Genomic DNA, 14,231 nt, shown 5'->3' with positions numbered 1-14,231 from the left:
GGTGAGCTCGGTCGGCGTGACGACGATCGAATCCGAGATAGTCTCACGCGACGCCCGATTGCGGCTGCGGCTTGCCGAGGCCGCCGACGAGCCGTTCCTGCACAATCTGTTCAAATCCGTCAAAGGCGTGCAACTTGCCGCAGCCGGCTTGCCGCCTGCTATGCTCGACCTCGTGCTGGCGCAGCAATATCGCGCACAGGTCGAGGGCCATGCGGCGCAGTGTCCTGCGGCGCAATCGCTGATTATCCTCCGTGACGGCGCGCCGGTCGGGCGGCTGCTGCTCGACCGCGCGGCGCAGAGATGGCACGTGGTCGATCTCGCGCTGCTGCCGGGCGCGCGCAACGCGGGTGTCGGACGCGAGATCATGCAGGCGGTCGCCACGGCGGCACGGGAGCAGGGCGCCGAGGTGCTCTCGCTCGCGGTCGCGACGACGAATGAGGACGCGATAAGGTTCTACGTCCGGCTTGGCTTCCGCGACGTCGCGGACGAGGCGACGGCTTCGCATCGCACGATGGAGCGGTCGCTCGCGTGCTAGCGAGCAGGAGCCACCTCGCGCAGGAACGCAATCAGCGCCGCATTCACCTCGGCAGCGCATTCCTGCTGGATCCAGTGCCCGGCGCCGTCGATGATCAGCTTGCGCCGGAGATCCGGCAGCACGCGCGTCATCTCCTGAACGCGCTTGGCACCGATGATCCCGGTCACGACCGCGTCCTCGCTGCCGGCGATGAACAGCGACGGCTGGCGGATCTGCGCGTCCTGCCACGGCGCGGTGAGCTCCCAGTTGCGATCGATGTTGCGGTACCAGTTCAGGCCGCCGCGAAAGCCGGAAGCGCGATAGGCCGCGATAAACTCCGCGAGATCGGCCTCGCTGAGCCACGCCGGCAGAGCGAGATCCGGCGTCACGTCGCCGAGAAAGCCTTTGTCCGGTGCGACGAACAGCGACTGCGGATCGGAGAAGCCGCGCGCCAGCATGGTGCGCATCGTCAGCGCCACGTCGCGCTCGAGCTCGGCCTCGGCCGCGCCGGGCGTTTGAAAATACTGCCAGTAGAAATTCTCGATGCCGCCGGCGCGGAGCGTCTCGAGCGGCCGGCTGCGGCCGCGGAACGGCGGCGGCACGCTCAGTCCGGCAACGGCCCTGAACAGGTCCGGTCGGAACAGCGCCGCATGCCAGGCGACCGGCGCGCCCCAGTCGTGGCCGATGATGACGGCCTGGCGCTCGCCGAGCGCCCCGACCAGTCCGACCACGTCTCCGACCGCGTCGAAGATGGTGTAGGCGCCGATGTGGTCAGGCGCCTGCGAGCGGCCGAACCCGCGCATGTCGGGCGCCACGACCCGATAGCCCGCAGCGGCAAGGGCAGGGATCTGGTGCCGCCACGAATATGACAGTTCGGGCCAGCCGTGGCACAGCACGACAAGCGGGCCTTCGCCCTGTTCGCGCACGAACAGCTCGATTCCGTTGGCCTTGATGATCCGCGTCGATGACACCGTTTCCCCCTTGATTGCTCGACCTTTGATTGCCGGCCCAGGACGTATCGCACCGCGCGAAAGGCCGTGCAAATCCACGGGAGAGCGGTCTGATCCGCGGGATTGCCGAGTTGTTTGCGCCCCCCGCAGCTGCTAGATTCCCAGTGCGCTCCAGAGCTTAGCCGATGGATTTCATGACCTTACCGCTGCGTCGCGCCGGTTTCACGTCCGGACGGACGACGCGTGCGCTCGTCGCCTTGGCCGTGGCGGTTGCCGTCGGCTGGAGCGGTGCGCTTTTCGCTGCCAACCAGAGCGTCCAGGGCGCGCGCAAGGAGGATGGCGGCTTCGACGGCGATGCGCCGACCGCGATCCTGATCGAGGCCAACAGCGGCAGCGTGCTGTTCGAGAAGAATGCGGACGAGCTGCGGGCGCCCTCCAGCATGATGAAGCTGATGACCGCCGAGGTGGTGTTCAACGCCGTCAAGGAGGGCACGATCAAGCTCAATGACGAATACCGCATCAGCGAGAATGCCTGGCGCCGGGGCGGAGCGCCCTCCGGCACCTCGACGATGTTCGCCGCGCTCAACAGCAAGGTGTCGGTGAGCGACCTCCTGCACGGCGCCATCATCCAGAGCGGCAACGACGCCTGCATCGCGCTCGCCGAGGGCATGGCCGGCAACGAGAAGATCTTCGCCGCCGACTACATGACCAAGCGGGCGCGCGAGCTCGGCCTCACCAAATCGACCTTCGCCAATTCCAACGGGCTGCCGGATCCCGGCAACAAGATGACGGTTCGCGAGCTTGCCATGCTCGCCCGGCACATCATCCTGGATTTCCCGGAGTTCTATAAGATCTTCGGCGAGAAGGAGTTCACCTGGAACAAGATCCGGCAGCAGAACCGCAACCCGCTGCTGAACGCGATGGAGGGCGCCGACGGCCTCAAGACCGGCTACACCAAGGAAGGCGGCTACGGCATGGTCGGCTCGGCCGTGCAGAACGGCACGCGGTTGATTGTGGTCGTCAATGGCCTGGAGGATTCCGAGGACCGCGCCACCGAGGCCAAGAAGATGCTGGAATGGGGCTTCCGCAATTTCGAGACCCGCACCCTGTTCGCCGCGGAGCAGCCGATCGGCTACGCCAAGGTGTTCGGCGGCGAGAGCCGCTCGGTCAAGCTGTCGAGCCCGGTGCCGGTCAAGGTCATGGTGCAGAAGAACGGCGGCGACAAGCTGATCGCCCGCATCGTCTACAGTGGCCCGGTCAGGGCTCCCGTCGAGCCCCGGCAGAAGGTCGGGGTTGTCAGGGTTTGGCGCGGCCCCAATATCGCCATGGAGGCCCCTGTCTATGCTGCGGAAGCGGTGGGCAAGGGGTCCACGATGCGGCGTGCGATCGATGGGGTCAGCGAGCTCGTGATCGGGATGTTCCGCGCCGGGGCCGAGAAGCTCTAGAGACATGGCGGAAGCAGCTTTGAAACGTGGTCCTGGCCGCGGCCGATTCGTCACCTTCGAGGGCGGCGAGGGCGCCGGAAAATCGACGCAGATCAAGATGCTGGCGGACCATCTGCAGAAAGAGGGTGTGCGCCTGGTCCTGACCCGCGAGCCCGGGGGCTCACCGGGCGCGGAGATCATGCGCCACCTCGTGCTGTCGGGCATGGGCAGGCTGCTGGGCCCGGAGGCCGAGACGCTGCTGTTTGCCGCCGCTCGCGACGACCATGTGCGCAACGTGATTCTGCCGGCCCTGAACCAGGGCAGCTGGGTGCTGTGCGATCGCTTCTTCGATTCGACCCGGGCCTACCAGGGCAGCCAAGGCAAGGTCGCGCCGGACGTGCTCAATGCGATGCAGCGGGTGACGATCGGCGACCTCAAGCCGGATCTGACCCTCATCCTCGATATTCCCGTCGAGATCGGTCTCAAGCGTGCCGGGGCGCGGCGCGGCGCCGGAACCCCGGACCGGTTCGAAGGCGAAGACATCAAGTTCCACAAGGGGCTGCGCGACGCCTTTCACAAGATCGCCGCCGAGGATCCCCGGCGCTGCGTGCTGATCGACGCGACGGCGAGCGCGGAAACGGTCTCGCAGCTCGTTTGGGACGCCGTGCGCGAGCGCCTGTTCACGGAAGTGGCGGCGGCGTCATGAGCGCACGCAAGGTCGAGCCGGAGATCGCGGTCCGCCATCCACGCGAAACCACCGCCTTGTTCGGGCATCGCGACGCCGAGACGGCGCTGCTTTCCGCCTACCGCAGCGGACGGATGGCGCATGCCTGGCTGATCGGCGGCCCACAAGGCATCGGCAAGGCCACCTTGGCCTACCGCATGGCGCGCTTCGTGCTGGCCCACCGCGATCCCACCACCGCCGAGGTGCGTGCTGCCGATTCGTTGTACGTCGATGCGGAGGACCACGTCGCGCGCCTGATCGCCTCCGAGGCTCATGGCGGGCTGCTCACCTTGGAGCGCTCGGCCAACGACAAGGGCGTGCTGCGCACCGTCATCACCGTGGACGAGACCCGCGAGACGATCTCGTTCTTCGGCTCAACGGCGGCGGTCGAGGGCTGGCGGGTGTGCATCGTCGACACCGTCGACGAACTCAATCCCAACGCGGCCAACGCGCTGCTCAAGATCCTCGAGGAGCCGCCGCAGCAGTCGCTGTTCCTGCTGGTCAGCCACGCGCCGGCACGGGTGCTCGCCACCATCAAATCGCGCTGCCGCCGGCTGGCGCTGCGGGCGTTGTCGACCGACGACGTCGTCAGCGCCGCGGCCGAGGCCACCGGAATGGACGGAGCCGATCCGGCGCTGCGCGAGGCCGCCAGGGCTTCCGAGGGCAGCGTCGCGCGGACCCTGATGCTGTTGGGCGGCGACGGGCTGCAGCTGCAGACCCGGACCGCCGCGCTGCTCGCGAGCCTGCCCCGGATCGACCCGGGCGAGCTGCATGCCCTGGGCGATGCGCTCGGCACCAGCGACCGCGTCGCGCTGGCGAGCTTCCTCGACAGCATCGAGCGCTGGGTGGCGGAGCGGCTGCGCGCCGCAGATCCCAACGCGGAACTGCCGCGCCTTGCACGGCTGGCGGAGGTATGGGAAAAGATCGTCCGCGCCGCGCGCGACACCGAATCCTATAATCTGGAGCGAAAACCGCTGGTTTTCTCGGTGTTCGGGATGCTCGCCGAAGCCACGCGGTAACCGCGCCGACCATCATCCCGGGATCATCAGGATCAATCCGTCGACCGACGTCGTCAAAGAGGAATTTGCCGTGGCGAAGGCCAACAAGACCACCGTGAAGAAGGGCAAGCCCGCGGGCAAGAGCGCCGCGAAGAAGGCTACCGCCAAGGCGCCCGCGAAGGGCAAGGCCAGCGCGGCCAAGGCGAAGGCGGCGAAAGCGAAGAAGGACAAGGACGCCAAGAAAAAGACCGCCACGTCCAAGACGGCGCCTGCGAAAGCCAAGAGCAAGGCGCCGAAAGCGAAAGCAACCAAGAGCGCCGCCAAGAAGGCCGTGAAGGTGCCGGCGAAGAAGGCTGCGGCCAGGCCTGCACCACCGCCGGTCAAGAAGACGGCCGCCAAGCCCGCGGCAGCAACGAACAAGCCTTCGGCAGCGAAGCAGCCCGCCGCTCCGAAACAGCCGGCTGCACCGAAGAAGGTCGCGCCGGCCATCGTTGAAGCGCCGAAGCCGCCACGCGCCGCGAAGCCGAAAGCACCGCGCAAGCCGAAGGTCGAGGCCGTGGTCGTCGAGATCGACGAGGTCGTAGCGCAGATCGCCGCAGCTCCCGTCGACAAGAACACCTTCTACGTCACGACAGCGATCGCCTATCCCAACGGCAACCCGCATATCGGCCACGCCTATGAGGCGATCGCGACCGACGCCATCGCGCGCTTTGCGCGGCTCGACGGCAAGGACGTGTACTTCCTGACCGGCACCGACGAGCACGGGCTGAAGATGGTGCAGACCGCGCAGAACGAGGGGCTGACGCCATCGGAGCTGGCGACCCGCAACGCCGGCCGCTTCCGCGACATGGACGAGCGGCTGAACGTCTCGTTCGACCGCTTCATCCGCACCACCGAGCCCGCGCATCATCGCTCCGTCCAGGCGATCTGGAACCGCATGCGCGAGAATGGCGACATCTATGCCGACAGCTATGCCGGTTGGTACTCGGTACGCGACGAGGCCTATTACGCCGAGGATGAGACCGTCGTCGGCGAGGACAACGTCCGCCGCGGACCGCAGGGCACGCCGGTCGAATGGGTCGAGGAGAAGAGCTATTTCTTCCGCCTGTCGGCCTATCAGGAGAAGCTGCTGGCGCTGTATGACAGCCAGCCCGATTTCATCGGGCCGGACGCGCGGCGCAACGAGATCATCAGCTTCGTCAAGGGCGGGCTGAAGGACCTGTCGATCTCGCGCACGACGTTCGATTGGGGCGTCCGGGTGCCGCATGACGACGAGCACGTGATGTATGTGTGGGTCGACGCGCTGACCAACTACATCACCGGCGTCGGCTTTCCCGACGAGGATGATGCCAATTGGAAATACTGGCCGGCCGACGTCCACGTCATCGGCAAGGACATCATTCGCTTCCATGCGGTGTTCTGGCCGGCGTTCCTGCTGTCGGCCGGCGTGCCCGTGCCGAAGCGGGTCTATGCCCACGGCTTCCTGTTCAACAGGGGCGAGAAGATGTCGAAGTCGGTCGGCAACGTCGTCGATCCGTTCAATCTCGCCGATCAGTATGGCGTCGACCAGCTGCGCTACTTCTTCCTGCGCGAGGTGCCGTTCGGCCAGGACGGCAACTACAATCACGAGGCGATCGTCGCGCGCATCAACGCCGATCTCGCCAACGACCTCGGCAACCTCGCGCAGCGCTCGCTGTCGATGATCGCAAAGCAGCTCGGAGGCCAGCTGCCGGAGCCCGGCGAGTTCTCGGCCAACGACAAGGCGATCCTGGCGGAGGCCGACGCGATGATCGGCGCCGCACGGAAAGCCATGGCGACGCAGCAGATCCACCAATGGCTCAATGCGGTCTGGTCGGTCGTGGCCGAGGCCAACCGCTATTTCGCGGGTGAGGCGCCCTGGGCACTGGCGAAGACCGATCCGCCGCGCCAGCACACGGTGCTCTATGTCACCGCCGAGGTGATCCGTCAGGTCGCGATCCTGACCCAGCCGGTGATGCCGGCAGCGTCGGCAAAGCTGCTCGACAGCCTCGGCATCCCCGAGGATGAACGGAATTTCGCGCAGCTCGGCGGCGAGGTCAGGATTGCGGCCGGGACACAGCTGCCGGCGCCCCAGGCGGTGTTCCCGCGCTACATCGAGCCAACGGCGGCGTGATGCTGGTCGACAGCCATTGCCATCTGGACTTTCCGGATTTCGCCGAGGATCTGGATGGCATCGTCACGCGTGCCGCCGCCGCCGGCGTTGGCCGCATGGTGACGATCTCGACGCGGGTGCGGCGGCTTCCTGAGCTGCTCGCCATCGCCGAGCGGTTCGACAACGTCTTCTGCTCGGTTGGCACCCATCCGCACAACGCGGACGAGGAGGACGGCATTCCGGCCGAGGAGCTGATCGCGCTGACGCGCCATCCCAAGGTGGTCGCGCTCGGCGAGGCCGGACTCGACAATTTCTACGACCACGGCTCTAAGGACGCCCAGGAGCGTGGCTTTCGCGCGCACATCGCGGCGGCGCGCGCCACCGGCCTGCCGCTGGTGATCCACACCCGGGAGGCCGACGAGCAGTGCGGCCGCATCCTCGACGAGGAAATGGCGCGCGGACCTTTCAAGGCCGTGCTGCATTGCTACACCGGCGGGCGTGAGCTGGCGATGAAGGCGATCGATCTCGGACTGCACATCTCGTTCACGGGCATCGTGACGTTCAAGAAGTCCGAGGCATTGCGCGCGCTCGCCGCCGAGGTGCCCGCCGACCGCATCATGGTCGAGACCGACGCGCCGTATCTGGCGCCCGGCAAGTTTCGCGGCAAGCGCAACGAGCCCGCCTACGTCGTCGAGACCGCGAAGGTGCTGGCAGAAGCGCGCGGCGTCTCCTTCGAGGAGTTCTCGCGCCAGACCACCGAGACCTTCTTCAAGCTGTTCTCGAAGGTGCCGCGGCCACAGGAGGCTGCATGACGCTGACGCTCACAATCCTCGGCTGCGGCTCCTCGGCCGGCGTGCCGCGCCCGGCGCTGGGGTGGGGCGCCTGCGATCCCAACAACCCGAAGAACCGCCGCAGGCGCTGCTCGCTTCTGGCTGAGCGCCGCGGAGCGCATGGCGTGACGCGCGTGGTCATCGACACCTCGCCGGATCTGCGCGAGCAGTTGATCGATACGCAAGTCGATCACATCGACGCGGTGTTTCTCACGCACGAGCATGCCGACCAGACCCATGGCATCGACGATCTGCGCTCGGTGGTGATGCATCAGCGGCGGCGGATTCCGGTCTACCTGAACCAGTCGACCGCCAAGGACATCATGCACCGGTTCTCCTATTGCTTCATCTCGCCACCGGGAAGCGACTATCCGCCGATCCTGACCCAGCACGCGATCGAGGCGGGCGAGACCCAGGCGGTGGAAGGCAAGGGCGGCGAGCTGAAGCTGACGGCGTTCCTGGTCCAGCACGGCAACATCCCCGCGCTCGGCTATCGCATCGGCAACGCCGCCTACACGCCGGATCTCAACGACATTCCGGAGGAGAGCTGGGGAGCGCTCGAGGATCTCGACATCTGGATCGTCGACGGCCTGCGCCCCGCATCGCATCCGAGCCATTTCTCGGTCAGCGACGCGCTGGCCTGGATCGAACGATTCAAGCCGAAGCGCGCCGTCATCACCAACATGACCGCCGATCTCGACTACGAGGTGCTGCGCCAGAGCCTGCCGGCGGGCGTGGTGCCGGCGTATGACGGCATGCGGTTGGAGGTCGGTTAGGGCGCGTCGGCCACCCAAGGCCGTCATTGCGAGGAGCCGAAGGCGACGAAGCAATCCAGAGTCGTCGGAATGACCCTGGATTGCTTCGCTTCGCTCGCAATGACGATCATGGATAGCGAGTGCACCGGCTACCCGGCTTGGTGCATACAGCCCCGCAGCCGAATAGATGGAGGCACCGTCATGCTGTCGCTGTTCTTCGAGGTCGAGGTCAAACCCGGCCGGCTCGACCAATATCTGCAACTCGCCGCGGCGCTGCGGCCCGAGCTCGATGCGCTCGGCGGCTGCCTGTTCCTCGACCGCTTCCGGAGCCTGTCGCGCGACAATCTGATCCTGTCCTACCAGATCTGGCAGGACGAGGGCGCCATGACCGCCTGGCGCGTCCATGCCCATCATCACGACATCCAGACCCTCGGCCGCGACAAGGTGTTCTCGGACTATCGCCTGCGTATCGCCGAGTTGGTCCACGAAATCAGGCCAGGGCAGGCCGCCTGGCAGCCGGAGCGGCGCGGCACCTACAATGATCCGAAGCGGCGGGCGCCGACGTATGTGCTGGCCGTCGAGACGGCGAGGCCGCAGTTGGGCAGCGTGACCGACCTGCCGGTCGCGAGCTTCTCGAGCGTCTATCGCGAGGGCCGCTTCGCGCATCTGGTCGAGCTGCCGGACGAGGCCACCGGCCTTGCGCTGAGCAAACAATTGCTCACCGAGCCGGGTGCCGACAACATCCGTATCGTCGAGGTCACCCGCGACTACGGCATGTACGACCGCCGCGAGGCGCCGCAATATTACGCGGAGAAGACACGAGACGCGTAGCGAGCTCAGGTGGGGCAGCGCGGAATGCCATCGACCACGGCCTGATCAGGAGCAATCGAGCGCAGATCGACGTCACGTGCCAGCGTCACATAGTCGATGGTCTCCGATGTCCTCAGATAGGTCGTGAAGTTGATGGGGCCAGCCGGCAGCGCTACGGTGGTGCAGGCCTTCGGCGCGACCGAGATCGTGATCGATCCGCCACCGGCAGAGTTCTTTTCCGCCATCAGCTCGGCGCGAAAAGACTGTAGACGCACCGTGTCGGCCTCCTCGAGGCGGTAGGCGTAGATGCGCGTGCCGGCTCCGGCCTCCTGCGCCAGAGCCGGGGGATCCGGAATTTCCCGCAGCACGAAGTCCCGCTGCTGTTCCGCGCCGCGCCCGCGTTTCACGGCAATCCTCAGCACCACGCCACCTGGCAGCGGCCGCAGACTCGTGGGCAGTCTCACGGCCGCGCGCAGCTGTGCGGGGTCGCTGGTCTGGAAATCGACCCGGACCAGCTTGACCATTGAGGTCACCGGCATATGGCCACAACCAACAGCGCTCAACGTTAGTCCGATGGCCAGAACGAGCCGCTTGAAGGGATGCATGGGCATGAGGAGGAGCCTTCGTTTGACAGTCATTAATTATCGTAATACGATAAATTACTCACTGGTCAATAGGAGGCTCGTCATGGTGGACCGTGCGGATCAATCCCGTCGCCTGCGCCACTTCTCCCGGGTAATGGCCTGGATCACGGGGCTCGGCATCGTCTTGATCGCCGCCGCGACTTGTCTCGTCTTTATGATTCCGGAGTGGACGAGAGGTCTGCTCCTGGCGCGCCTCGGCACGGCTGGCGCGGAGCTGCAAACCACGCCGGATCGCGTGCTTTTGGGCGCGGCGGTGACTGCGATCCCGGTCGGCGTGATGCTGTACGGGTTGTGGCGGGTGAGAGCCCTGTTCCTGGATTTTGCGGAAGGGATGGTTTTCACGCTGGCGACAGCGCGCCGCTTGCGCGATTTCGCCGTCACGGTCCTGGCGCAGGCCTTGCTTGGTCCGCTGTCGTCGACGGCCCTGCTGATCGCCTTCACCATCAGCAATCCGCCTGGCAGCCGGCAACTCGGCATCGCGCTCTCGGTCAACGACTACATCGCGCTGATCGTTGGCAGCGTGCTGCTCGCCGTCGCCTGGGTCATGGCTGAGGCGACCCGGATCGCCGAAGAGAACGCCAGCATCGTGTGAGGCGTGATGCCGATCATCGTCAATCTCGACGTCATGCTGGCGCGCCGCAAGATGCGATCCAAGGAGCTCGCCGAACGCATCGGTATCACCGAGCAGAACGTCTCGCTCTTGAAATCGGGCCGGGTGAAGGGCGTGCGTTTCGACACCCTTGCGCGGATCTGTGAGGTGCTGCGCTGCCAGCCCGGTGACATTCTCGAGTATCGCAGAGGCAACGAAGACACCACCATGCCGGAGACCGCATGAGCGAGGCGCGCGCCTCGCTCATGCGCATGTCCTTGGCTTACGCCGAGATCGCCTTGGCCGAGTCGATCTGATTGCGCAGCAGGAATTTCTGGATCTTGCCCGTCGACGTCTTCGGGATCGGGCCGAACACCACGACCTTGGGCGTCTTGAAGCCGGACATGTGGCTGCGGCAATAGGCGATGATCTCGGCTTCGGTCGCCTCGGCGCCATCCTTCAGCTCGACGAAGGCGCAGGGCACTTCGCCCCATTTCGGATCGGGCTTGGCGACGACGGCGGCGAACAGCACGGCGGGGTGCTTGTAGAGGATGTCCTCGACCTCGACGGAGGAGATGTTCTCGCCGCCGGAGATGATGATGTCCTTGGAGCGGTCCTTGATGATGACGTAGCCGTGCTCGTCGAGCACGCCGAGATCGCCGGTGTGAAACCAGCCGCCGGCGAAAGCTTCCTGCGTCGCCTTCTCGTTCTTGAGATAGCCCTTCATGACGATGTTGCCGCGGAACATGACCTCGCCGATGGTCTCGCCATCGCGCGGCACCTCCTGCATCGTCTCCGGATTGAGCACGGTGACGGCTTCCTGCAACGGATATGGCACGCCCTGGCGCCGCTTCAGCCGCGCGCGCTCGGGCGCGGGCAGGTCGTCCCAGCCGGGCTGCTCGGCGCAGACCGAGGCGGGGCCGTAGACCTCCGTCAGGCCGTAGACATGCGTCAGCTTGATGCCGATGCTCTCGGCGCCTTCGAGCACCGCGACCGGCGGCGCGGCGCCGGCGATCAGGCCGACGACGGGCTTCTCCCGCTTGCCCTTGGGCGCGTCGGGCGCATTGATCAGCACGTTGTAGACGATCGGCGCGCCGCACATGTGAGTGACGCCGTGGGTTTTGATCAGCTCGAAGATCCTGGTCGGCTCGACCTTGCGCAGGCAGACATTGACGCCGGCCGCGGCGGCCATGGTCCAGGGGAAGCACCAGCCGTTGCAGTGGAACATCGGCAGGGTCCACAGATAGACCGGATGCTGGCCGAGCCCGCCCGCGAGAATGTTGCTGACAGCGTTCAGATAGGCACCGCGGTGATGGGTGACGACGCCCTTGGGATTGCCTGTGGTGCCCGAGGTGTAGCTCATCGCGATCGCGTCCCATTCGTCCGCCGGACGGCGCGGCTCGAACAGCGGATCGCCCGAGGCGACGGCGGCTTCGTACTCGATCTCGCCGATGCGGCTGCCGCCGGCATAGGAGGCGTCGTCGACGTCGATCACGAACGGCTTTGCGCCGCTCATCAGCTTCAGCGCTTCGCTGATCACGCCGGAGAACTCCGGATCGACCAGGATGATCTTGGCCTGGCCGTGATCGAGCTGGAACGCGATCGACGGCGCGTCGAGGCGGATGTTGAGCGTGTTGAGCACGGCGCCGGCCATCGGCACGGCAAAATGCGCCTCGTTCATCGCCGGGATGTTCGGCAGCATCGCAGCCACCGTGTCGCCAACGCCGATGCCGCGGCCCGCGAGGTACGACGCGAAGCGCCGGCAGCGGTCATAGGTTTGGCGCCAGGTGAAGCTGCGGCCTTCATAGACCGTGCTGACGTGGTCGGGATAGACGGCCGCGCTGCGCGCCAGGAAGCTGAGCGGGGTCAGCGGCACGTAGTTGGCCGGGGTCTTGTCCAGACCGAGCTGATACTGGTTCGTGCTCATCACCACCCTCCCTCGTGATCTCAGGAGTTTACAGGAAGCCGATCGAAATCCACGGGAAAATAGCGACCACGATGAGGCCGATGAGAAGCGCCAGCAGGTAGCCCCAGATCGGACGGATGCCCTCGGCGGGATCGACCCGGCCGATCGCGCAGGCGGCGTAATATCCGACTCCGAACGGCGGTGCGAACAGGCCAATTCCCATCGCCAGGATGATCACCATGGCATAATGCACCTCGTGCACGCCGACGGCACGCGCGATCGGAAACAGCAGCGGGCCGAACAGCACGATCGCCGGAATGCCCTCGAGCACACTGCCCAGGATCGTGAAGGCGACGATCGAGACCGCGATGAACGTCGCCGGGCCGCCCGGCAGCCCGGTCATGGCCGCCGCCAGCGCGCGTGAGAAGCCGGACTGCGTCAGGCCCCAGGCCATGCCGGTCGCAGTCCCGATGATCAGCAGGATGGCGCCGGAGAGAGCGGCCGTCTCAATCAGCATCGGCAACAGGCGGCGCCAGTCGAAGCGGCGATAGACCAGCAGGCCCGCCAGCACGCCATAGACGATGCCGATGGTAGAGACCTCCGTCGCCGTCGCGACGCCCTCGACGACGGCAGCGCGGATCACGAAGGGCAGGGCCAGGGCAGGGAGCGAGACGATGAAGGCCTTGCTGATCTCGGCTCCCGTCGCGCGGCGGACGCCGCTCATGTCCTCGTTGCGGTAGCGCCACCACACCAGCGCGCACAGCGTGATTGCCAGCACCACGCCCGGCAGCAGGCCGCCGGTGAACAGCGCCGCGATCGACACGCCGGTGACGGAGCCGATCGTGATCAGAACCAGGCTCGGCGGAATGGTCTCGGTCTGGGCGCCGGTGGCGGCGAGCAGGGCGACGAGATCGCCGGGACGGGCGCCGCGCGCCTTCATCTCCGGGAACAGCACGGGCGCGACCGCGGCCATGTCGGCCGCCTTGGCGCCGGAAATGCCGGACACCAGGTACATCGCGCCGACCAGCACGTAATGCAGCCCGCCGCGGACGTGCCCCAGCAGGCTCGCGAGGAACGCGACCATGGCGCGCGCCATGCCGGTCATCTCGATCAGCAATCCCAGGAACACGAATAGCGGCACCGAGAGCAGGATCAAATGGCTCATGCCCTCGTCCATGCGTCCAACCAGCACCATCATCGGCGTGCGGGTCGTCAGCGCCAGGTAGCCGAAGATGGCGAGCCCGAACGCGAACGCGATCGGCACGCCGGCGAACACGCACAGGCCGACCACGCCGACGAAGAAGATCACGAGGTTGATGTTGCCGAGCGGCTTCAGGACCGGCTGCGCCACCCAGAACAGCGCGATGATGGCTGCGATAGAGACGACAGCCAGCAGCATCATCTTGAGGCTGGCCGCGCGGGCGAGACGGATGAGGGCGAACAGCGCCATCAGTCCGATGCCGACCGGCAGCGCGGCGGCGCGCCAGATGTTTTCGATCTGCAGCGCCGGCGTCGTGATGAAGCTTTCCTCGTAGGCGTACTCCCAGGACGGCCAGGCGATCATGACAAGGAACGCCAGCGCCGCGGCAGTGGCGACCAGATCGAGATAGGCGCGCAAGCCGGGGCTGGCGCGCGCCACCATTGCCGTCATCCGCATGTGCTCGCCGCGGCGGAACGCCACCGCGGCGCCGAGCATCGCGAGCCACAGGAACAGGATCGAAGCCAGCTCGTCCGACCAGATCAGCGGCCGGTGCAGGCCGTAGCGCGCCACGACGCCCGCGAACAGGATGACGATCTCGGCCACGACCAGCAGCGCGGCTGGGATCTCGACCAGGAGACCCAGCAAGGCATCCAAGCCATCGAGCCAGGACCGGCGGCGAGGGGTCTCGATGACCACCTCGCTGATCGCGATTTCCGTGAACTCGGCATGCGCCATGACGTCACCCGAACGCCCCT

14 protein-coding genes are annotated in these 14,231 nt (G+C 66.4%); 10 read left to right on the top strand and 4 right to left on the bottom strand.

Annotation, left to right across the window (positions count from 1 at the left end):
- The first annotated feature begins 16 nt into the window (after window positions 1-16).
- Entirely contained in the window at window positions 17-535 is a 519-nt protein-coding gene (locus QX121_RS01925; protein WP_315811030.1) for a GNAT family N-acetyltransferase, read from the top strand.
- Here QX121_RS01925 and QX121_RS01920 read toward each other — a convergent pair.
- Entirely contained in the window at window positions 532-1,485 is a 954-nt protein-coding gene (locus QX121_RS01920; protein ID WP_315811029.1) for an alpha/beta hydrolase, read from the bottom strand. The two genes, QX121_RS01925 and QX121_RS01920, sit on opposite strands and share 4 nt — an antisense overlap.
- A gap of 164 nt (window positions 1,486-1,649) precedes the next feature.
- On the opposite strand from QX121_RS01920, the gene QX121_RS01915 reads away from it, so the two are divergent.
- The 7 genes from QX121_RS01915 to QX121_RS01885 all read left to right on the top strand — a co-directional run bounded on the left by QX121_RS01915 (window position 1,650) and on the right by QX121_RS01885 (window position 9,157).
- Window positions 1,650-2,909 (top strand): D-alanyl-D-alanine carboxypeptidase family protein, encoded by a 1,260-nt coding sequence (locus QX121_RS01915; protein ID WP_315811028.1) that lies wholly within the window; start codon window positions 1,650-1,652, stop codon window positions 2,907-2,909.
- Between the two features lie 4 nt (window positions 2,910-2,913).
- Window positions 2,914-3,594: a dTMP kinase gene (tmk, locus tag QX121_RS01910; RefSeq protein WP_315811027.1), complete on the top strand. Its 681-nt coding sequence runs from the start codon at window positions 2,914-2,916 to the stop codon at window positions 3,592-3,594.
- The gene (locus QX121_RS01905) at window positions 3,591-4,631 is read left to right on the top strand and encodes a DNA polymerase III subunit delta' (RefSeq protein ID WP_315811026.1); all 1,041 of its coding nucleotides are present in this window, start codon (window positions 3,591-3,593) and stop codon (window positions 4,629-4,631) included. Before tmk ends, QX121_RS01905 begins: the two co-directional genes overlap by 4 nt.
- Before the next feature lie 70 nt (window positions 4,632-4,701).
- Window positions 4,702-6,762 (top strand): methionine--tRNA ligase, encoded by a 2,061-nt coding sequence (metG, locus tag QX121_RS01900; RefSeq protein ID WP_315811025.1) that lies wholly within the window; start codon window positions 4,702-4,704, stop codon window positions 6,760-6,762.
- Window positions 6,762-7,553, top strand: a complete 792-nt coding sequence (locus QX121_RS01895) for a TatD family hydrolase (RefSeq protein WP_315811024.1) — start codon at window positions 6,762-6,764, stop codon at window positions 7,551-7,553. Before metG ends, QX121_RS01895 begins: the two co-directional genes overlap by 1 nt.
- Window positions 7,550-8,347: an MBL fold metallo-hydrolase gene (locus tag QX121_RS01890; RefSeq protein ID WP_315811023.1), complete on the top strand. Its 798-nt coding sequence runs from the start codon at window positions 7,550-7,552 to the stop codon at window positions 8,345-8,347. The genes QX121_RS01895 and QX121_RS01890 overlap by 4 nt, the downstream gene beginning before the upstream one ends.
- Window positions 8,348-8,527: 180 nt before the next feature.
- Window positions 8,528-9,157, top strand: coding sequence for an antibiotic biosynthesis monooxygenase family protein (locus QX121_RS01885; RefSeq protein WP_315774779.1), 630 nt, complete (start codon window positions 8,528-8,530; stop codon window positions 9,155-9,157).
- 5 nt (window positions 9,158-9,162) lie between these two features.
- On the opposite strand, the gene QX121_RS01880 is transcribed toward QX121_RS01885, so the two are convergent.
- Window positions 9,163-9,747 carry a hypothetical protein gene (locus QX121_RS01880; protein ID WP_315811022.1) on the bottom strand — a complete coding sequence of 195 codons (585 nt, stop codon included), beginning with the start codon at window positions 9,745-9,747 and terminating at the stop codon, window positions 9,163-9,165.
- A 16-nt stretch (window positions 9,748-9,763) separates the two neighbouring features.
- On the opposite strand from QX121_RS01880, the gene QX121_RS01875 reads away from it, so the two are divergent.
- On the top strand, window positions 9,764-10,372 hold the full coding sequence (locus QX121_RS01875; RefSeq protein ID WP_315811021.1) for a DUF2975 domain-containing protein: 609 nt from the start codon (window positions 9,764-9,766) through the stop codon (window positions 10,370-10,372).
- A 6-nt stretch (window positions 10,373-10,378) separates the two neighbouring features.
- Window positions 10,379-10,615: a helix-turn-helix transcriptional regulator gene (locus QX121_RS01870; protein WP_315757488.1), complete on the top strand. Its 237-nt coding sequence runs from the start codon at window positions 10,379-10,381 to the stop codon at window positions 10,613-10,615.
- 37 nt (window positions 10,616-10,652) lie between these two features.
- On the opposite strand, the gene QX121_RS01865 is transcribed toward QX121_RS01870, so the two are convergent.
- A complete protein-coding gene (locus tag QX121_RS01865; RefSeq protein ID WP_315811020.1) occupies window positions 10,653-12,296 on the bottom strand; it encodes an acyl-CoA synthetase in 1,644 nt (547 codons plus the stop codon).
- Between the two features lie 28 nt (window positions 12,297-12,324).
- On the bottom strand, window positions 12,325-14,211 hold the full coding sequence (locus QX121_RS01860) for a TRAP transporter large permease subunit (RefSeq protein WP_315811019.1): 1,887 nt from the start codon (window positions 14,209-14,211) through the stop codon (window positions 12,325-12,327).
- Window positions 14,212-14,231: the final 20 nt, after the last annotated feature.

Source organism: Bradyrhizobium sp. SZCCHNR2028 (genome assembly GCF_032380995.1).
Taxonomy (GTDB): domain Bacteria; phylum Pseudomonadota; class Alphaproteobacteria; order Rhizobiales; family Xanthobacteraceae; genus Bradyrhizobium.
This window is presented reverse-complemented; position numbering and strand designations above follow the sequence as displayed.